General features: G+C 64.0%; 19 protein-coding genes. 11 read left to right on the top strand and 8 right to left on the bottom strand.

The window, feature by feature from the left end; translation table 11 throughout:
• The first annotated feature begins 93 nt into the window (after positions 1-93).
• From DFR48_RS04640 to rsmA, 3 genes are read left to right on the top strand one after another with little or no spacing between them, the layout of a single operon-like run.
• Complete coding sequence (locus DFR48_RS04640) at positions 94-1038, top strand: SurA N-terminal domain-containing protein (protein ID WP_114361986.1); 945 nt, start codon at positions 94-96, stop codon at positions 1036-1038.
• Between the two features lie 19 nt (positions 1039-1057).
• The gene (gene pdxA, locus DFR48_RS04635; RefSeq protein ID WP_114361985.1) at positions 1058-2089 is read left to right on the top strand and encodes a 4-hydroxythreonine-4-phosphate dehydrogenase PdxA; all 1032 of its coding nucleotides are present in this window, start codon (positions 1058-1060) and stop codon (positions 2087-2089) included.
• Positions 2089-2916, top strand: coding sequence for a 16S rRNA (adenine(1518)-N(6)/adenine(1519)-N(6))-dimethyltransferase RsmA (rsmA, locus tag DFR48_RS04630; protein ID WP_114361984.1), 828 nt, complete (start codon positions 2089-2091; stop codon positions 2914-2916). The genes pdxA and rsmA overlap by 1 nt, the downstream gene beginning before the upstream one ends.
• Positions 2917-2957: 41 nt before the next feature.
• Here the strand turns inward: rsmA and gmk are convergent, their stop codons facing one another.
• The 8 genes from gmk to fabD all read right to left on the bottom strand — a co-directional run bounded on the left by gmk (position 2958) and on the right by fabD (position 10097).
• The gene (gmk, locus tag DFR48_RS04625; RefSeq protein WP_112686900.1) at positions 2958-3614 is read right to left on the bottom strand and encodes a guanylate kinase; all 657 of its coding nucleotides are present in this window, start codon (positions 3612-3614) and stop codon (positions 2958-2960) included.
• Between the two features lie 3 nt (positions 3615-3617).
• The gene (locus DFR48_RS04620; RefSeq protein WP_114361983.1) at positions 3618-4508 is read right to left on the bottom strand and encodes a YicC/YloC family endoribonuclease; all 891 of its coding nucleotides are present in this window, start codon (positions 4506-4508) and stop codon (positions 3618-3620) included.
• A gap of 90 nt (positions 4509-4598) precedes the next feature.
• Positions 4599-5789: an endolytic transglycosylase MltG gene (gene mltG, locus DFR48_RS04615; protein WP_425359234.1), complete on the bottom strand. Its 1191-nt coding sequence runs from the start codon at positions 5787-5789 to the stop codon at positions 4599-4601.
• A 108-nt stretch (positions 5790-5897) separates the two neighbouring features.
• Positions 5898-7154 carry a beta-ketoacyl-ACP synthase II gene (gene fabF / locus DFR48_RS04610; protein WP_114361981.1) on the bottom strand — a complete coding sequence of 419 codons (1257 nt, stop codon included), beginning with the start codon at positions 7152-7154 and terminating at the stop codon, positions 5898-5900.
• Between the two features lie 106 nt (positions 7155-7260).
• Positions 7261-7497: an acyl carrier protein gene (locus tag DFR48_RS04605; protein ID WP_027507378.1), complete on the bottom strand. Its 237-nt coding sequence runs from the start codon at positions 7495-7497 to the stop codon at positions 7261-7263.
• A 272-nt stretch (positions 7498-7769) separates the two neighbouring features.
• Positions 7770-8507 carry a 3-oxoacyl-[acyl-carrier-protein] reductase gene (gene fabG / locus DFR48_RS04600; RefSeq protein ID WP_114361980.1) on the bottom strand — a complete coding sequence of 246 codons (738 nt, stop codon included), beginning with the start codon at positions 8505-8507 and terminating at the stop codon, positions 7770-7772.
• A 5-nt stretch (positions 8508-8512) separates the two neighbouring features.
• Positions 8513-9124, bottom strand: a complete 612-nt coding sequence (locus tag DFR48_RS04595; RefSeq protein ID WP_114361979.1) for a hypothetical protein — start codon at positions 9122-9124, stop codon at positions 8513-8515.
• 28 nt (positions 9125-9152) lie between these two features.
• Positions 9153-10097 carry an ACP S-malonyltransferase gene (fabD, locus tag DFR48_RS04590; protein ID WP_114361978.1) on the bottom strand — a complete coding sequence of 315 codons (945 nt, stop codon included), beginning with the start codon at positions 10095-10097 and terminating at the stop codon, positions 9153-9155.
• Positions 10098-10344: 247 nt separating this feature from the next.
• On the opposite strand from fabD, the gene DFR48_RS04585 reads away from it, so the two are divergent.
• The 8 genes from DFR48_RS04585 (at position 10345) to DFR48_RS04545 (ending at position 17558) form a co-directional block, all read left to right on the top strand.
• Positions 10345-11388 (top strand): aldo/keto reductase, encoded by a 1044-nt coding sequence (locus DFR48_RS04585; RefSeq protein WP_114361977.1) that lies wholly within the window; start codon positions 10345-10347, stop codon positions 11386-11388.
• 103 nt (positions 11389-11491) lie between these two features.
• Positions 11492-12418 carry a calcium/sodium antiporter gene (locus DFR48_RS04580; RefSeq protein ID WP_114361976.1) on the top strand — a complete coding sequence of 309 codons (927 nt, stop codon included), beginning with the start codon at positions 11492-11494 and terminating at the stop codon, positions 12416-12418.
• A 277-nt stretch (positions 12419-12695) separates the two neighbouring features.
• Complete coding sequence (gene rpsF, locus DFR48_RS04570; protein ID WP_112686884.1) at positions 12696-13151, top strand: 30S ribosomal protein S6; 456 nt, start codon at positions 12696-12698, stop codon at positions 13149-13151.
• A 24-nt stretch (positions 13152-13175) separates the two neighbouring features.
• Positions 13176-13424 carry a 30S ribosomal protein S18 gene (gene rpsR, locus DFR48_RS04565; RefSeq protein WP_112686882.1) on the top strand — a complete coding sequence of 83 codons (249 nt, stop codon included), beginning with the start codon at positions 13176-13178 and terminating at the stop codon, positions 13422-13424.
• Positions 13425-13573: 149 nt separating this feature from the next.
• Positions 13574-14551 (top strand): DUF2232 domain-containing protein, encoded by a 978-nt coding sequence (locus DFR48_RS04560; RefSeq protein ID WP_114362310.1) that lies wholly within the window; start codon positions 13574-13576, stop codon positions 14549-14551.
• Between the two features lie 25 nt (positions 14552-14576).
• Positions 14577-15152 (top strand): 50S ribosomal protein L9, encoded by a 576-nt coding sequence (gene rplI, locus DFR48_RS04555; RefSeq protein ID WP_114361975.1) that lies wholly within the window; start codon positions 14577-14579, stop codon positions 15150-15152.
• A 349-nt stretch (positions 15153-15501) separates the two neighbouring features.
• Entirely contained in the window at positions 15502-16998 is a 1497-nt protein-coding gene (locus DFR48_RS04550) for a replicative DNA helicase (RefSeq protein WP_114361974.1), read from the top strand.
• Positions 16999-17156: 158 nt separating this feature from the next.
• On the top strand, positions 17157-17558 hold the full coding sequence (locus tag DFR48_RS04545; protein WP_114361973.1) for a VOC family protein: 402 nt from the start codon (positions 17157-17159) through the stop codon (positions 17556-17558).
• Positions 17559-17593: the final 35 nt, after the last annotated feature.

Genomic DNA, 17593 nt, shown 5'->3' with positions numbered 1-17593 from the left:
GGATTGTGCAATCCCTGCGGCACATTATACTTCGGTGGCCAACGAAATGCCGGGACGCGCCGACAATAGCGCGCCCGATGGAAAGGAATGCCAATGACCTTTGGCAAAAAGCAGACACGTATCCTGCTTCTTTGTGCGGCAGCGCTCGCCTTCACCGCAGGCCCCGGTCCTCTACCCATCGCTCCTGCCGCCTATGCGGCAAGCGAAGTCGCCGCGGTCGTCAACAAGACCGCGATCACCACGGGCGACGTCGCCAAGCGCATCGCCTTCCTGCGACTTCAGCGCCGCAAGGGCGACCTGAAGAAGATTGCCCGAGAGGAGATGGTCGACGAGACGCTGAAGCGGCAGGAGATTGCGCGCGTCGGCATGTCGGTCAGCACCGACGAAGTCGATGCGGCCTTTGAGCGTTTCGCCAGTTCGAACAAGCTCTCCGTTCAGCAACTCACCGGCATCCTGAACCAGGCAGGCGTCACCGCCGACCACTTCAAGGCCTATATCGCCGTCTCGATGAGCTGGCCGCGCCTCGTCAACGCCCGCTACGGCTCTCGTGGCAAGCTTTCGAGCCAGGAAGTCGCGACGCGCCTGCTGGAACGCAAGGAGAAGCCGGTCACCACAGAATACTTCCTGAAGCAGGTGATCTTCGTCGTGCCCGCCAACAAGAAGGGCATCGTCGGCAAGCGCAAATCGGAAGCGGAAGCCTCGCGGTCGAAGTTCCCCGGCTGCGACCAGGCGATGGAATTCGCCAAGAACTACCGTGACGTATCGATCCGCAACCTCGGCCGGGTGCTCGCGCCCGAACTGCCGGAAGAGTGGAAGCCGCTGATCGAGAAGGCGAAGGACGGTACGACCGGAACCCGCGTCACCGAACGCGGTGTCGAATATCTGGCGATCTGCAATCAGCGCCAGGTGTCGGACGACGTCGCGGCGGAAGTCGTCTTCCGCGCCGAAGACCTCGGCAAGGACAAGGCGACTGACAATCCGAACGCCCAAAAGTACCTCGACGACCTGCGCTCGAAGGCGCAGATCGTCTACCGCTGATCTCCGGGACCGACTGACGATGACACAGACCGAGAGCCTTCCTCTCGCACTCAGCCAGGGGGACCCGGCCGGCGTCGGCCCCGACATCGCGCTTTCGGCCTGGCTGGAGCGGTCGGTCCATGGCCTGCCGCCCTTCCTCTTTGTCGGCGATCCGGCCGTTCTCGCGGTTCGCGCCAGACAGCTCGACATCGACGTTCCGCTGAAGGAGACCGATGCCGCGGGCGCCATGTCCGTCTTCGCCGACGCACTTCCCGTGCTACCGATTTCGGCCGGTGTCGACGTGGTGGCGGGCAGCCCGCATGTCGCAACCGCCAAGTCGACGATCGCCGCCATCGAGACGGCCGTCCGGCTGTGCTTCGAAGGCAAGGTGCGCGGCATGGTCACCAACCCGATTGCCAAAGCCGTACTCTACGAGGCCGGCTTCGGCTTTCCGGGCCATACCGAATTTCTGGCCGATCTCGCGAGCCGCGCTACCGGAACGAGCGTCCGTCCGGTGATGATGCTTGCGGGGCCGAAGCTGAAGGCGGTGCCGGTCACCATCCACATCCCGATCAAGGACGTTCCGGCCGCGCTGACGGAGACGCTGATCCTCGACACCTGCCGCATTATCGCCAGGGACCTCAAGGAACGCTTCGGCCTTTCCTCGCCGCGACTTGCCGTCGCCGGGCTCAACCCCCATGCGGGTGAAGGCGGGGCGATCGGGCTCGAGGACGAAGAGATCATCCATCCGGCGATCACGCAGTTGCGCGCCGAAGGGATCGATGCCTTCGGGCCTCTGCCGGCCGACACCATGTTCCATGACGAAGCCCGCCGGCGCTACGACGTCGCGGTCTGCATGTACCACGACCAGGCGCTGATCCCGGTCAAGGCGCTCGGCTTCGACGACTCCGTCAACGTGACGCTCGGTCTTCCCTTCGTGCGCACCTCGCCCGACCACGGCACCGCCTTCGGTATCGCCGGCACCGGCATCGCCCGCCACGACAGCCTCGTCGCCGCGCTGAAGCTCGCCTCGGAGATCTCCCGCCCCGCGGGCGCGGGCGCCGCCTCCTGATGGCGGCCCTCGACGGTCTTCCGCCGCTACGCGACGTCATCCGTCGCCATGAGCTCGACGCCCGCAAGGCGCTCGGCCAGAACTTCCTGCTCGATCTCAACCTGACGCAGAAGGTCGCCCGCACCGCCGGTTCGCTCGAGGGCGTGACCGTGTTCGAGGTCGGCCCCGGACCGGGCGGTCTCACCCGGGCGATCCTCGCGCTCGGTGCCAGGAAGGTCATCGCCGTCGAACGCGACGCCCGCTGCCTGCCGGCGCTCGCCGAGGTGGCCGAACACTATCCCGGCCGGCTGGAGGTGATCGAAGGTGATGCGCTGAAGACCGATTTCGAGGCGCTCGTGCCCGAAGGTCCGGTCAAGATCATCGCCAACCTGCCCTACAATGTCGGCACGCAACTGCTGGTCAACTGGCTGCTGCCGAAGGCCTGGCCGCCGTTCTGGCAGTCGCTGACGCTGATGTTCCAGAAGGAAGTCGGCCAGCGCATCGTGGCACACGAGGACGACGACCATTACGGCCGCCTCGGCGTGCTCTGTGGCTGGCGGACCGACGCCCACATGGCCTTCGACGTGCCGCCGCAGGCCTTCACGCCCCCGCCGAAGGTCACCTCGACGGTCGTCCATCTCGTCCCGAAGGCCGATCCCCTGCCCTGTTCTGCCGAAAAGCTCGAACGCGTCACGCAGGCTGCCTTCGGCCAGCGGCGCAAGATGCTGCGCCAGAGCCTGAAACCGCTCGGCGGCGAGGCCCTGCTCGTGAAAGCCGGCATCGATCCGGCGAGACGGGCCGAGACGCTGTCGGTGGAAGAATTCGTCCGGCTGGCGAACTCGCTCTGAACCGGCCAGCCAGATGAACCGGCCGGGCCTACCTCCGGCTGTTACGCCTCGGTGATGAGCCCGTTGACGAAGTCGAACAGGCCGTGCCGCCGGTCGCGCCGCAGCCGTTCCGCCTTGATGATCGATTTGACCGAGTCGATCGCCGTATTGAGGTCGTCATTGACGATGACGTAGTCGTATTCCCGCCAGTGCTCGATTTCGGACCGCGAGTTGGCAAGCCGCGTCTGGATTACCTCCTCGGTATCTTCCGCACGGCGATGCAGGCGAGACTGCAGCTCGGCCATGGTCGGCGGCAGGATGAAGATCGACACCACGTCCGCCGGCATCTTTTCCTGCAGCTGCTGGGCGCCCTGCCAGTCGATGTCGAACAGCATGTCACGGCCTTCGGCCATCGCGATCTCCACCGGATCGCGCGGCGTGCCGTAGAAGTTGCCGTGGACTTCGGCCCATTCGAGCAGGGAGTCGGAGGCGCGCAACGCCTCGAACTCGCGCTGCGAGACGAAACGGTAGTGGACGCCTTCCACCTCGCTGTGGCGACGTTCGCGCGTGGTGACGCTCACCGACACGCTGATCTGCATGTCCGGCTGGCTGAGCAGCGTGCGCGCGATCGACGACTTGCCCGCGCCCGACGGCGACGAGATCACCAGCATCAATCCCCGCCTGGCGATCTCCACCACGCCTCCCTTCGGCTTACCCATTTCCTACTCCAAATTCTGGACCTGTTCCCGGAACTGGTCGATGACGACCTTTAGCTCGATGCCGGCTGAGGTCACCGCGACGGCATTCGACTTGGAACAGATGGTATTCGATTCGCGGTTAAATTCCTGTGCCAGAAAATCGAGCTTGCGGCCGATCGGGCCGCCTTCGGTCAGAAGCTCGCGGGCGGCGGCGACATGCGCCTTCAGCCGGTCGATCTCTTCTCGGAGGTCCGCCTTCGTCGCCAGCAGCGCGGCCTCGGCGTGCAGCCGGTCGCGGTCGAGCGACGGTGCGCTTTCCAGCAGGGCCTGAAGCTGCGCCTCGAGCTTGCGGGTGATCTCCTCCGGCGAGCGGGAGGGATCGGCCTCGACGCGACGGGCGAGCTCTTCAATCTTGTCGACATGCGCGGCAAGAAGACGGCCGAGCGCATCGCCCTCCCGTCGGCGCATGTCACCGAGGGCGGCGATCGCCCTCGAAAGGCCGTCGAGGATTGCGGCGTCACGCGCGGCGATGATTTCCTCGCTGTCGACCGCCTCGCGGAACTCGACGAGCCCGCGGATGTTCAGAAGCGCATCGAGGCGCATCGGCGAAGGATCGACGACCGAAGAGCCGAGCGCGTCGCGCAGCTTCAGGACGGCGGCGAGCGCCTCCTCGTTGACGACGGCCTCGACGCGATTTTCGCTTATGGTCACGGAAAGCGTCACCTGCAGATTGCCGCGGGAGAGCGCCTCGGACAGGCGATGACGCGCCTCGACCTCGAGAGCCTCCATCCCGCTCGGCAGGCGCAGCCTTATATCGAGCCCCTTGCCGTTGACCGAGCGCAACTCCCAGGCCCAGCGATAGCGCCCGCTCGTCCCTTCGCTTCGGGCGAAGCCGGTCATGGATTGCAGTGCCATCGATCTACTCCGTAGGCTCTGGAAACAGGCGTTTATCCGGCGTTCGCGGTTCGGGCAAAGCCCGGGAATGTGAGCGCCGGAATCGGACCGCTAGTTGTTCGTCGGCTGAGCGTCCATCACCACGTCGGGTTCGACGCCACGCTCGGCTTCGATCTTGCGCCACTTCTTGACGTTGGCGTTGTGCTCTTCGAGCGTCGCCGCGAAGACGTGGCCGCCGGTGCCGTCCGCCACGAAGTAGAGGTCCTCGGTGCGCCACGGATTGGCCACCGCCTCCAGCGCCTCGCGGCCGGGATTGGCGATCGGCCCGGGCGGCAGACCCTTGACGATGTAAGTGTTGTAGGGCGTTTCCTTCTTCAGGTCCGACTGGAAGATCGGGCGGTCGGCGGGCTTTCCGTCGCCGCCGAAGAGACCGTAGACGATCGTCGGGTCCGATTGGAGACGCATACCCTTCTGCAACCGATTGTAGAAGACGGAAGCGACATGGGCGCGTTCGTCGGGCTTGCCTGTCTCCTTCTCCACGATCGAGGCGAGCGTGACGAGTTCGAGCTTGCTCTTCAGCGGCAGGTCGGGGGCACGCTTCTCCCAGACCTGGTCGACGATCTTTTCCTGCGCCGCGATCATTTGCCTGATGATCTCGTCGCGCTTCGTCCCGCGGGAGAACTTGTAGGTATCGGGCCGGAGCGCCCCTTCCACCGGCAGTTCCGCCGGCAGCTCGCCTTCGAGCACCTGATCGTCGGCGAGCCGCTTGAACATCTGCTTGACCGAGAGCCCCTCCGGGAAGGAGATCGAATAGAGGATCGACCTGCCCGACTTCAGGAGGTCCATGATCTCCTTCATCGACGCGTTCGCCTTGATCTCGTATTCGCCGGCCTTCAGCGTCTCGTTGTCATCGAGATAGGTGGCCGTCACATAGCGGAAGATACGGGAATCAGTGACTGCACCGCTCCGTTCGAGGTTGTTGGCGATCTCGGAAAGACCGGCGCCGCTACGAACAACAAAATTGACATTCGCCTGCAGCGGTCCCCGCTCCTGGTAGGCCGACATCACGTAATAGAAACCGGCGACGGCGATCACGAAGACCATGACCGTCAGCGACATCAGGAAATTGAGGAAGATCACCAGCTGGCTGCGTGCCTTGCGCGAGCGTCTCGGAGGTGCGGGAACCCGTTCCGGCTTCAGCGCTTCGGCCGGCGATTTCGGAATGATCGGTCCCTTGGACGCGGTTTCCGCACCGCGGCCGATTTCATTCCCGCTGTTCTGATCGATCTCGCTCACCGGCACTCCTCTCCATTTCGGTCCAGCCGCTCTTTCGCCGGACATTGCGGCGAAAACCAGTACGCGGCATCCATCCCGAAAGCGTCATTCCGGCGCGCCGGGCCTCCCGGCTGGTTATCCCTGGTAGCGACGCAGGACCAGCGAGGCATTCGTGCCTCCGAATCCGAACGAATTGGAAAGCGCGACATTGATCTCACGCGCACGCGCCTTGTGCGGCACGAGGTCGATCGCCGTCTCCACTTCGGGATTGTCGAGGTTGAGCGTCGGTGGCGCGATATTGTCACGGATCGCGAGCGCAGAGAAGATCGCCTCGACGGCGCCGGCGGCACCGAGCAGATGGCCGATCGCCGACTTGGTCGACGACATCGAGATCGTCGAGGCGGCATCGCCGACGAGCCGCTCGACAGCGCCGAGCTCGATGACGTCGGCCATGGTCGAGGTGCCATGGGCGTTGATGTAGTCGATATCGGCGGGCGTCAGACCGGCGCGCTTCAGCGCCATCGCCATGCAGCGCTGCGCGCCTTCGCCGTCTTCGGACGGGGCGGTGATGTGATAGGCGTCGCCGGAAAGGCCATAGCCGACGATTTCGGCGTAGATCTTGGCGCCGCGGGCCTTGGCGTGCTCCAGCTCTTCGAGCACGACGATGCCGGCCCCCTCGCCCATGACGAAGCCGTCACGGTCCTTGTCGTAAGGGCGCGAGGCGCGGGTCGGGTCGTCGTTGTGGGCAGTCGACAGCGCACGGCAGGCGGCAAAGCCGGCAAGCGAGATGCGGCTGATCGGCGATTCGGTGCCGCCCGCGACCATCACGTCGGCATCGCCGAGCGCGATCAGGCGCGCTGCGTCACCGATGGCATGGGCGCCGGTCGAGCAGGCAGTGACGACCGAGTGGTTCGGACCGCGCAGCTTGTGGCGAATGGAAACCTGGCCGGATGCGAGGTTGATGAGGCGTCCGGGAATGAAGAACGGCGAAAGGCGGCGCGGGCCCTTGTCGCGCAGGATGAATCCCGCTTCGACGATACCTTCGATGCCACCGATGCCGGAGCCGATCAGCACGCCGCTTGCGATCTGGTCCTCGTCGCTCTTGGGGTGCCAGCCGGCATCCTCGAGCGCCATGTCGGCGGCAGCGATCGCGTAGATGATGAAGTTGTCGACCTTGCGCTGTTCCTTGAGCTCCAGCCAGTCGTCCGGACTGAATGCACCTTCGCCTTCGGTCGGAATGCGGCAGGCGACCTGCGCGGGCAGGTCATCGACCTCGAACTCGGTCACGCGGCGTGCGCCGCTCTGTCCGGCGAGAAGTCTCGACCACGTCACCTCGGTTCCACACCCCAGAGGAGATACCATGCCGGTACCGGTGATAACGACCCGTCTCATAGTCCGCAGCCCACCTGTTCTTTCGGTCTGAAAACAGCAAGGCCCGCCAGGAGCGGGCCTCCGCAGGCCGGATCGAAAGCGATCCGCCTGCCTAGCATGTCAACGATCAGGCCTGAGCCTTCTCGATGAACTTTACCGCGTCGCCGACGGTCAGGATGGAATCGGCCGCGTCGTCCGGGATTTCAACGCCGAACTCTTCTTCGAAAGCCATGACCAATTCGACCGTGTCGAGCGAGTCGGCGCCCAGGTCGTCGATGAAGCTCGCGCCTTCGACGACTTTCTCGGCATCAACGCCAAGATGGTCAATTACAATTTTCTTCACGCGTTCTGCGATATCGCTCATGTCGGTTTCCTCGACCTTCTTTGTATCGGGGCGCCGCGACGGTCCCCTACCCTGTATCAAACCGGCGATCGATGCATTTGCAACCTCACCGGCAAACTCGTTCAGCCCAATCCACAACGAACGGCAGCCTAGGCATAACTGCCGCCTGTCATTTCGGGACGACTGTACACAGCCTTGGCCCGCTTAACATGCTTTAAGCCCTTCGCAAAGCCTGAAAATCACCGGCGAGAGGCTGCTCAACATGCAAATCCCGCACACATCGTGCGCAGGCGTCAGATCATCGCCATACCGCCGTTGACATGGAGCGTCTGGCCGGTGACGTAGCCCGCCTCGTTGGACGCCAGGTAGACGACGGCGGCTGCAATGTCACCGCCGGTGCCCATGCGCTTCATCGGGATCGCGCCCATGATCGCGTCCTTCTGCTTGTCGTTCAGCTTGCCGGTCATCGCGCTTTCGATGAAGCCCGGCGCGACGCAGTTGACGGTCACGTTACGCGTCGCGATCTCCTGGGCGAGCGACTTCGAAAAGCCGATCATGCCGGCCTTCGAGGCGCAGTAGTTCGTCTGGCCCGGATTGCCGGTGACGCCGACGATCGAGGTGATGTTGATGATGCGGCCGAAGCGGCGGCGCATCATCGGATGCGTGAGTTCGCGCGTCAGGCGGAAGACCGCCGTCAGGTTGACCTCGAGCACGCTGTCCCAGTCCTCGTCGCTCATCCGAACGAAGAGGCCGTCCTTGGTGATGCCGGCATTGTTGACGAGGATGTCGACCCCTTCGAGTTCGGCTTCCGCCTTCTCGCCCAGCGCCTTCACTTCGTCGCGGTTCGACAGGTTCGCCGGGAAGACCTTGACCCGGTCGCCGAGCTCGGCGGCGAGCGCCTCGAGCTTTTCGACACGCGTTCCATGCAGGCCGACGATGGCGCCGCGCGCGTGCAGCTGGCGGGCGATTTCCTCGCCGAGGCCGCCGGTTGCGCCGGTGACGAGAGCCTTGCGGCCGGTCAAATCAAACATCGTTCTTATCCTATCTCTGACTCTTCATTTTCAATCAAAGGCTTTCCGATAAGCCCTGCATCCTGATGTCGACCCAGTTTGGCAAGCGGCACCCCGACACTTCGCCACACCAATTCAGCAATTTGCTGGTCAGACATATCCATCTCGCGCAACAGCGATACTCTGTCGCGAAGAACATCGTGTTTCGCTTTGATTACTTGGGCACGAAGCAGTTCATTCTCCAGCTGGAGCCGTTCCTTCTCTGAGAGGTTCCGATAGTCCTTATCCTTTAGGCGCTCATGCCGGTCCTTGAGATACTCCCGCATCTGTTGCAGCGGGTTTAGAGCACCTAGAAACTCCCAGAACCCAGGAGAATTAATTGATACCTTCGTCAGCTCCAGCTGAAATTCAGGGAGAATACTGCTTGGCTCCGTTGCGTTTACGCTCAAGTTTGGCTCTAGCCAAGTGTGCGAGGGAGCCTCAAAAATGTACCGCCGCTGCCAACGCGTCAGGCGCACCTCAAAGAAATAACACGCCTCGTACGCAGCATTGATGTCAGACAAGAAGCGGACAATCTCATCAACGCCACCCGCACGATGAGCAGCTATCCGCAGTCGGAATGGCTCTTTGGCACTCATACAAGTCCCCTCCTTTGGGGCAAATGGATCAGGCGAGAAGAGCGGCGAGCGCGGCGTCGATATCGGCCGGCGTATTGACGGCGATGCCGTTCACGGACTTGTCGATGCGGCGGGCGAGACCCGTCAGGACCTTGCCGGAGCCGAGTTCATAAAGCGTGGTGACGCCGTTTGCGGCGAACCATTCCACCGTCTCGCGCCAGCGGACCTGGCCGGTGACCTGCTCGACCAGCAGCGCGGCGATCTCGTCGGCGGCGGTGACCGGTGCGGCGCGCACATTGGCGACCAGCGGCACGACGGGGTCCTTCTTTTCGACCTTGGCGAGCGCCTCGCGCATCGCCTCGGCGGCCGGCCCCATCAGGGCGGAATGGAAGGGCGCGGAAACCGGCAGCATGATGGCGCGCTTTGCGCCCTTTTCGGTCGCAAGGCCGGCCGCCTTTTCGACAGCAGCCTTGGCGCCGGAGATCACCAGCTGGCCGCCGCCGTTGTCGTTGGCGATCTGGCAGGGACCGACGGCCGAGGCTTCGACACAAATGGACTGCACGTCACCGTGCTCGAGACCGATGATCGCGGCCATGGCGCCCTCGCCGACCGGAACGGCGGCCTGCATGGCGTTGCCGCGGATGCGCAGGAGCCGTGCGGTATCGGCGAGCGAAAAGGTGCCGGCGGCGCAGAGCGCCGAATACTCGCCGAGCGAATGGCCGGCGACGAAGGCGACCTTGGACTTGAGGTCGAGGCCGCGGGCCTGCATCACGCGGATCGCCGCCATCGATACGGCCATCAGCGCCGGCTGGGCGTTTGCGGTCAGCGTCAGGGTCTCTTCCGGCCCCTCGAACATGACGGAGGAGAGTTTTTCGCCGAGCGCCTCGTCGACCTCCTCGAAGACCGCGCGGGCCTCGGGATAGGTCTCCGCAAGCTCCTTGCCCATGCCGACGACCTGGCTGCCCTGGCCGGGGAACGTAAATGCCACACTCATGGTTCAATCCTTCTCGGGATATGTTCTTCCCTGACTTTTTCCTCTCCCTTTGACGGGTTTTCCAAGGGAGTCAAGTGCGGGCCGGCCGCTTTGCCCCGCTCGCGGCACGTTGTCCAGAGGCGGGAGAAGAGGATCGGCGCACCGGCGGAGGTACGCGAAGAACGAGCTTGCAGTACAGCGAAATCGACCTAGATTCGGATGGCAATTCCCGCCCTTTGATATTCTTTCCAGCAACGGAACCGCTTTCATGAAGTACAACAAGCTCGGCCGCACCGGCATCACCGTGTCCGAAATCTGCCTGGGAACGATGACCTGGGGCTCGCAGAACACGGAGGCCGAGGCCTTCGAGCAGATGGACTACGCGCTCGACCGCGGCATCAATTTCTTCGATACCGCCGAACTCTATCCGACCACGCCGCTCTCCGCCGAGACCTATGGCGACACCGAGACGATCATCGGCAACTGGTTCGAAAAGACCGGCAAGCGCAGGGACGTCGTGCTCGCGACCAAGGTCGCCGGCTCCGGACGGCCCTATATCCGCGGCGGCGGCCCGATCACCGGGGCGGCGATCCGCGAGGCGGTCGACGCGAGCCTCAAGCGGCTGAAGACGGACTATATCGATCTTTACCAGATCCACTGGCCGAACCGCGGCCACTATCACTTCCGCCAGGCGTGGACCTACAATCCCTTCAAGCAGGATCGCGAGAAGGCTGTCGCCGACATCGAGGAAAAACTCTCCGCGCTCGACGATTGCGTGAAGGCCGGCAAGATCCGCGCGATCGGCCTTTCCAACGAAACGGCCTGGGGCACGCTCAAATATCTCTCGCTCGCCGAGAAGAAGGGGCTCCCGCGGGTAGCAACACTCCAGAACGAATACAACCTCCTCTACCGCAGCTTCGATCTCGACCTTGCAGAAGTCTCGCATCACGAGGATGTCGGCCTGCTCGCCTATTCTCCCCTCGCCGGCGGCATCCTTTCGGGCAAGTATCTCGACGGACAGAAGCCGGCAGGCTCCCGCGGCTCGATCAACGGCGACATCGGCGGACGCCTGCAGCCCCGCCAGGAGCCGGCGACGCGCGCCTATCTCGAGATCGCCCGCAAGCACGGCCTCGATCCGTCCGCGATGGCACTCGCCTTCTGCCTCACGCGGCCCTTCATGGCCTCGGTGATCATCGGCGCGACCAGCATGGAACAGCTGAAGACCGATATCTCGGCTGCAGATCTCGCGCTCTCGGACGAGGTTCTCGCCGAGATCGCCAAGGTCCATCGCTTCTATCCCATGCCGATCTGAGGCCCCCGCGGCATCGCGACCTAGGCAGAAGCTGCCATTTCATATTGCGCACGGCCGTCCGGACTGCTCCAATGGAACCATCTGGACGGCGAAGCGGAGCAATATGGATTACCTCCTCGTAGCGAGCGGCCTGGTCTGTCTCTATTTCGGCGCGGAATGGCTGCTGCGCGGCACCGTCTCCCTGTCCCGCCGGCTGGACGTCCCGACGCTGCTCGTCTCGCTGGTCGTCATCGGCTTCGGAACCTCGCTGCCGGAACTCCTGGTCTCGCTGCGGGCCGCCTTCGCGGCGTCGCCAGGCCTCGTGCTCGGCAACGTCGTCGGCTCCAACATCGCCAATACGCTCCTCATCATCGGCGTCGGTGCTGCCATCTCGCCGATGAAGGAATGGGACGGTGCCGTCCGGCGTGACGCGCTGGTGATGCTCGCCGCCACCACGCTGATGCTCCTGCTCGTGCAGTTCAGCGCCGTCGGGCGGATCGCCGGCTTGGTGATGGTGGTTCTCCTCGGCGTCTATCTGCGACAGGGCTACCGCAAGGCCCGGCGCGATCCGTCGACGCGCATCGTCGAGACGATCGAAGGCGAGGAACTGCCGTGGTCGCGGATCGCCATTCTGATCGCGGCAAGCCTTACGGCGCTGTTTTCCGGCGCCGAACTGCTCGTTCGCGGCGCAACGAAGCTCGCCGTCGACTTCGGCGTCTCCGAGGCGGTGATCGGCCTGACGGTCGTCGCGGTCGGCACCAGCCTGCCGGAACTCGCGACCGCCGTCGTGGCGGCGTCCCGCCGCCAGTCCGACGTCACCGTCGGCAACGTCGTCGGTTCGAACATCTTCAACATCCTCTTCATCCTCGGCGTGACCGCGCTTGTGCTGCCGGTTCCCGTCGCACCGCGCTTCTCCCGTTTCGACGTGCCGGTGATGCTGGCCGCGGCGGCAGTCTTCACCGCGGCGATCCTGCTCGACCAGCCGGTCAACCGGCTCTTCGGGGTCCTGCTGCTCGTGCTCTACGGCGGCTATCTGGCGCTCGCGATCTGACGGAAGCGCACTTCCGGCTTTTCAGCCTTGCCTTTCCGCGAAAAATGCGTATAAGCGCGCTGTTCAAAACACCCGGTCCTTCGGCTGGTGGCTGAACGGAGGGCAGGTCCTTGAACCAAGGATCGCAGGCACCGAAGGGTTGCCGGCCTCCCGTGTCTCCGCTCTCGACCGTCTCGATCAAACGCTTTTCTTGCCTGGATTTTCCAGTTCCAAGAGCAGTCGTTGAGGCTTAGCGCCGGATCCGGGTGACGACAACCGCAAGAAAGGCAAGTCTACAATGGCTCTTTACGAACATGTATTCCTTGCCCGGCAGGATATGTCCGCTCAGCAGGTTGATGCCCTCGTCGAACAGTACAAGGGCGTCATCGAAGCTAACGGCGGCAAGGTCGGGCGCATCGAAAACTGGGGCCTGAAGTCCCTCACCTACCGCATCAAGAAGAACCGCAAGGCGCATTACGCGCTCATGGACATCGACGCTCCGGCGGCCGCCATCCATGAAATGGAACGCCAGATGCGCATCAACGAAGACGTTCTTCGTTACATGACCATCGCCGTCGAAGCCCATGAAGAAGGCCCGTCCGCGATGATGCAGAAGCGCGACCGCGACGACCGTCCGCGCCGCGAAGGCGACGACCGCGGCCCGCGCCGCGACTTCGGCGATCGTGGCCCGCGTCCGGACCGTGGTCCGCGCGAAGGTGGCTTCGAGCGTCGTCCGCGCGAAGACCGCGCGTAATTTCGAGCACAAGGAGAAAACACAATGGCTGATGCATCCTCTGCTCCGGCACGCCGCCCGTTCCATCGTCGTCGCAAGACCTGCCCCTTCTCGGGCGCGAACGCACCGAAGATCGACTACAAGGACGTTCGTCTCCTGCAGCGCTACATTTCCGAGCGCGGCAAGATCGTTCCGTCCCGCATCACGGCAGTTTCCCAGAAGAAGCAGCGCGAACTGGCCAAGGCCATCAAGCGCGCCCGCTTCCTCGGCCTGCTGCCCTACGTCGTAGCGTAATCCGACATTGTTCCGCCGGCTTCGGCCGGCGGAACCGCCCTTCCGCGATGGGCGCGGATCGGCACCCTTGAAAACCCATGTTGGGGACCGGACGCTCACAGATCGAATCCGGATCTTCCCCTAACTGCTTCGAAAAGCAGGACAGCGACGTGAAACAGGTGAATGCGACATTGCTGCTGACCGGCGTTCTCGCCGGCATTACCGCCGCCCTGCTGGTGCTGGGCGCGAATGCGCAGCCGTCGTTTGCCTCTCTCCTCTACGCGGCGTCCGCCCTTCCCGTGCTCATTGTCGGCCTCGGCTGGGGCAACGTCGCCGCGATCATCGCGGTCATCACCGCCGCCGCCGTCGGCGCGCTCGCCGTCTCGCCGCTCTTCGCCTTCGCCATGGCGATCTTCACGCTGCTGCCGGCGGGCTGGCTCAGCCATCTTGCGAACCTCGCGCGTCCCGCCTCCGAGATCGGCGGCCCCGACCACCTGATGGCATGGTATCCGCTCTCCGATATCCTGCTGCACCTCTGCTCACTGGTCGCGCTCGCCGTCGTCGTGCTCGGGATCATGATCGGCTACGGACCGGACCTCGTCAGCCAGATGGTCGATGCGCTGCTGCAGTCGGTCCAGGGCGGCGAGAACCCCGCAATGGCGCCGGATGCCGCAAGCGTCGCGCAGCTGAAGCGCATGATGCTGACGATGCTGCCGGTCATGCAGGGCGGCACCTGGGTGCTGATGCTCTTTTCGGCCTACTACGTCGCCGTGCGGATCGTCGCCGCCTCCGGCCACGCCCTGCGCCCGCGCGAGGACATTCCGTCCGCACTCAGGATGAACCGCAACGCGCTCTTCGTGTTCCTCGCCGGCATTCTCGCGAGCTTCTACGGCGGGGTTCCGGCCCTTGTCGGCGCAACCGTCTGTGGCACCTTCGGCGCGGGGTTCCTGCTTGCCGGCTTCGCCTCCCTGCACCTGCGCACCCGCGGCAAGGACTGGCGCGCGCCGGCGCTGGTGCTCGCCTATCTCTCGGCGCTGCTCGTGCTGCCCGCCTTCTTCATTCTCGTCCTCGGCCTGTCGGACACCCGGCGGACCGTGGCGCTGACGCCGGCGCGACCCGCCGACAAACCTGACAACCGCAACACCTGAACTTCAAGACTGAAAGGAAACGAAAATGGAAGTCATTCTTCTCGAACGTATCGCCAAGCTCGGCCAGATGGGCGAAACCGTGAAGGTTCGCGACGGCTTTGCCCGCAACTATCTCCTGCCGCAGGGCAAGGCGCTGCGCGCCAACGCCGCCAACAAGGCCCGCTTCGAAGCCGAACGCGCCACCCTCGAAGCCCGCAACCTCGAGCGCAAGTCGGAAGCCCAGAAGGTCGCCGACGCCCTCTCCGGCAAGTCCTTCGTCGTCGTCCGTTCGGCCGGCGAAACCGGCCAGCTGTACGGCTCCGTCGCCGCTCGTGACGTCGCCGAGATCCTGGCCTCCGAAGGCTTCAACGTTTCGCGCAACCAGGTCGAACTCAACCAGCCGATCAAGTCGATCGGCCTGCACCAGGTCACCCTGCACCTGCATGCCGAAGTCGAGCTGTCGATCGAGCTCAACGTCGCCCGCTCGGCCGAAGAAGCCGAACGCCAGGCCAAGGGCGAAAGCCTGACCTCCGCCGACGCGATCTACGGCGTCGACGAAGACGCCCTGCGTCCGGAAGACTTCTTCAACCCGGACGCCGAGTTCGAAGGCGAACAGGAATAACATCCGTCGCAAGCCGGATTTCGACGCCCGGGTCCATGCGGCCCGGGCGTTTTCTTTTGCGGGAGGGCCCGGCCCCACAGGCCGCCGAAGAATTCCCTCCGGACGTTTCCGCCACGGTGTAGAATCATCCGTGCCGGGCGATTCGCCGCCGCCCGCGGGCGCGCAAGCGGAATCCCAATCGGACCGTACGGAAACCCGCCGGCCTGTGGATAAAAGGGACAACTGCCGGCACGGACCGTCTGCCCGCCGAGCGGGCGTGGAATCGCCCGATTGCTGTTGACTATCCTGTCGTCGATCGTCAAACCGGTTGGCTGTCGACGAGCATGAACGAGGGAAACGGTAGCCCGCAATGAACGACGCTGTGCGCAAGATCACGCCCCCCCAGCAGGCCGAGCCGCTCTATCGCGAAGCGCCGAACAACATCGAGGCCGAACAGGCGCTTCTCGGCGCGATCCTCGTCAACAACGACGCCTATTACCGCGTCTCGGACTTTCTGAAGCCCGTCCATCTCTACGAGCCGTTGCACCGCAAGATCTTCGAGGTCGCCTCGGAGATCATCCGCATGGGCAAGACGGCGAACCCCGTCACCATCAAGACCTTCCTGCCGGCCGAAGAGAAGGTCGGCGACCTCACGGTCGCGCAGTATCTCGCCCGCCTCGCCTCCGAGGCGGTGACGATCATCAACGCCGAGGACTACGGCCGCGCGATCTACGATCTGGCGCTGCGCCGCGCGCTGATCCAGATCGGCGAGGACGTCGTCAACATCGCCTATGACGCGCCGCTCGACATGCCGCCGCAGGCGCAGATCGAGGACACCGAACGCCGCCTTTTCGAACTCGCCGAGAACGGCCGCTACGACGGCGGCTTCCAGGCCTTCAGCGACGCAGTGGCACTGGCCGTCGACATGGCGGGCGCCGCCTTCGAACGCGACGGCAATCTCTCCGGCATTTCGACCGGCATCCATTCGCTCGACTCGAAGATGGGCGGTCTGCAGCGCTCCGACTTGATCATCCTCGCCGGCCGTCCGGGCATGGGCAAGACCTCGCTTGCGACCAACATCGCCTGGAACATCGCCGCAGCCTACGAGCCCGAGGTCATGCCGGACGGCTCGTTCAAGGCCAGGAACGGCGGTGTCGTCGGCTTCTACTCGCTCGAAATGTCGTCCGAGCAGCTCGCCACCCGTATCATGTCCGAGCAGACAGAAGTCTCGTCCTCGAAGATCCGCCGCGGCGATATCACCGAGCAGGACTTCGAGAAGCTCGTCGGCTTCTCCCAGACCATGCAGAAGGTGCCGCTCTACATCGACCAGACCGGCGGCATCTCGATCGCACAGCTCGCGGCGCGTGCCCGCCGCCTGAAGCGCCAGCGCGGCCTCGACTGCCTCGTGGTCGACTACGTGCAGCTGATGACCGGTTCCAAGAAGGCCGGCGAGAACCGCGTGCAGGAAATCACCGAGATCACCACGGGCCTCAAGGCGCTCGGCAAGGAACTCAACGTTCCGATCGTCGCGCTCTCGCAGCTCTCCCGTCAGGTCGAAAGCCGCGACGACAAGCGCCCGCAGCTCTCCGACCTGCGTGAATCGGGCTCTATCGAACAGGACGCGGACGTCGTGCTCTTCGTGTTCCGCGAGGAATACTATGTGAAGAACATGGAACCGCGCGACCCCGCCGACCCGAAATACGCCGAATGGGAAGGACAGATGGAGAAGGTCAAGGGCACGGCCGACGTCATCATCGCCAAGCAGCGTCACGGGCCAACCGGCACCGTCAAGCTCGCCTTCCAGGCCGAATACACCCGCTTCGCCGATCTCGCCGACCCGAGCTTCACGCAGTACGAGGAGCATTGAGCGGGAGCCGCGTGCCCATCTCTTGACCATCGAAGGCCTGCATCTGCTTCTGCCGATAGCAGGCTTTCGGAGATTTTGGACATTGCGGGGCGCGGTCGCAGGAGGCACGGGGGTTTTGCCTTGTGTGACGGAGACTTGGACGTCGCGAGAGGAATTCGATGCGTTTCGTCAATCCTATTCCTTTCGTCCGCGACATCGGCCGGTCCAAGGCCTTCTACCAAGATATACTCGGCCTGAGAGTATTGGAGGATTTTGGGAGCTTCGTGCTCTTCGAAACGGGCTTTGCGATACACGAGGGGCAGTCGCTCGAACAGACGGTCTGGCGCGAAGCAACCACTTCGCAAGAACCTTATGGCCAGAGAAATCTACTATTGTATTTTGAGCATGAAGACGTTGACGCGGCTTTCGCAGAAATCGGGCCTCGCGTGAAACTAATACATCCCGTTGAGCGGCAGGCATGGGGGCAACGCGTGTTCCGGTTCTATGATCCCGACGGGCATGCAATAGAAATCGGAGAGCCACAAAATCTCGCCCTTACGGGCGATTTCCAAGGGTCTTGAGAACCTGGACGACCGGCCCACCCGCAAGCAGACGT

Source organism: Ciceribacter lividus, from assembly GCF_003337715.1.
GTDB classification, from domain to species: domain Bacteria; phylum Pseudomonadota; class Alphaproteobacteria; order Rhizobiales; family Rhizobiaceae; genus Allorhizobium; species Allorhizobium lividum.
The sequence above is the reverse complement of the archived record's forward strand: the minus strand, read 5'-3'. Positions and strand labels throughout refer to the sequence as shown.

Bases quoted from the DNA above. Each gene is read 5' to 3' on its own strand.
- DFR48_RS04550 (WP_114361974.1), top strand. From the start codon at position 15,502: ATGAACGACGCTGTGCGCAAGATCACGCCCCCCCAGCAGGCCGAGCCG.
- rpsR (WP_112686882.1), top strand. From the start codon at position 13,176: ATGGCTGATGCATCCTCTGCTCCGGCACGCCGCCCGTTCCATCGTCGT.
- gmk (WP_112686900.1), bottom strand. From the start codon at position 3,614: ATGGGTAAGCCGAAGGGAGGCGTGGTGGAGATCGCCAGGCGGGGATTG.
- fabD (WP_114361978.1), bottom strand. From the start codon at position 10,097: ATGAGTGTGGCATTTACGTTCCCCGGCCAGGGCAGCCAGGTCGTCGGC.
- DFR48_RS04595 (WP_114361979.1), bottom strand. From the start codon at position 9,124: ATGAGTGCCAAAGAGCCATTCCGACTGCGGATAGCTGCTCATCGTGCG.
- DFR48_RS04605 (WP_027507378.1), bottom strand. From the start codon at position 7,497: ATGAGCGATATCGCAGAACGCGTGAAGAAAATTGTAATTGACCATCTT.
- rpsF (WP_112686884.1), top strand. From the start codon at position 12,696: ATGGCTCTTTACGAACATGTATTCCTTGCCCGGCAGGATATGTCCGCT.
- fabG (WP_114361980.1), bottom strand. From the start codon at position 8,507: ATGTTTGATTTGACCGGCCGCAAGGCTCTCGTCACCGGCGCAACCGGC.
- DFR48_RS04585 (WP_114361977.1), top strand. From the start codon at position 10,345: ATGAAGTACAACAAGCTCGGCCGCACCGGCATCACCGTGTCCGAAATC.
- fabF (WP_114361981.1), bottom strand. From the start codon at position 7,154: ATGAGACGGGTCGTTATCACCGGTACCGGCATGGTATCTCCTCTGGGG.
- pdxA (WP_114361985.1), top strand. From the start codon at position 1,058: ATGACACAGACCGAGAGCCTTCCTCTCGCACTCAGCCAGGGGGACCCG.
- DFR48_RS04580 (WP_114361976.1), top strand. From the start codon at position 11,492: ATGGATTACCTCCTCGTAGCGAGCGGCCTGGTCTGTCTCTATTTCGGC.
- DFR48_RS04640 (WP_114361986.1), top strand. From the start codon at position 94: ATGACCTTTGGCAAAAAGCAGACACGTATCCTGCTTCTTTGTGCGGCA.
- DFR48_RS04545 (WP_114361973.1), top strand. From the start codon at position 17,157: ATGCGTTTCGTCAATCCTATTCCTTTCGTCCGCGACATCGGCCGGTCC.
- rplI (WP_114361975.1), top strand. From the start codon at position 14,577: ATGGAAGTCATTCTTCTCGAACGTATCGCCAAGCTCGGCCAGATGGGC.
- DFR48_RS04620 (WP_114361983.1), bottom strand. From the start codon at position 4,508: ATGGCACTGCAATCCATGACCGGCTTCGCCCGAAGCGAAGGGACGAGC.
- rsmA (WP_114361984.1), top strand. From the start codon at position 2,089: ATGGCGGCCCTCGACGGTCTTCCGCCGCTACGCGACGTCATCCGTCGC.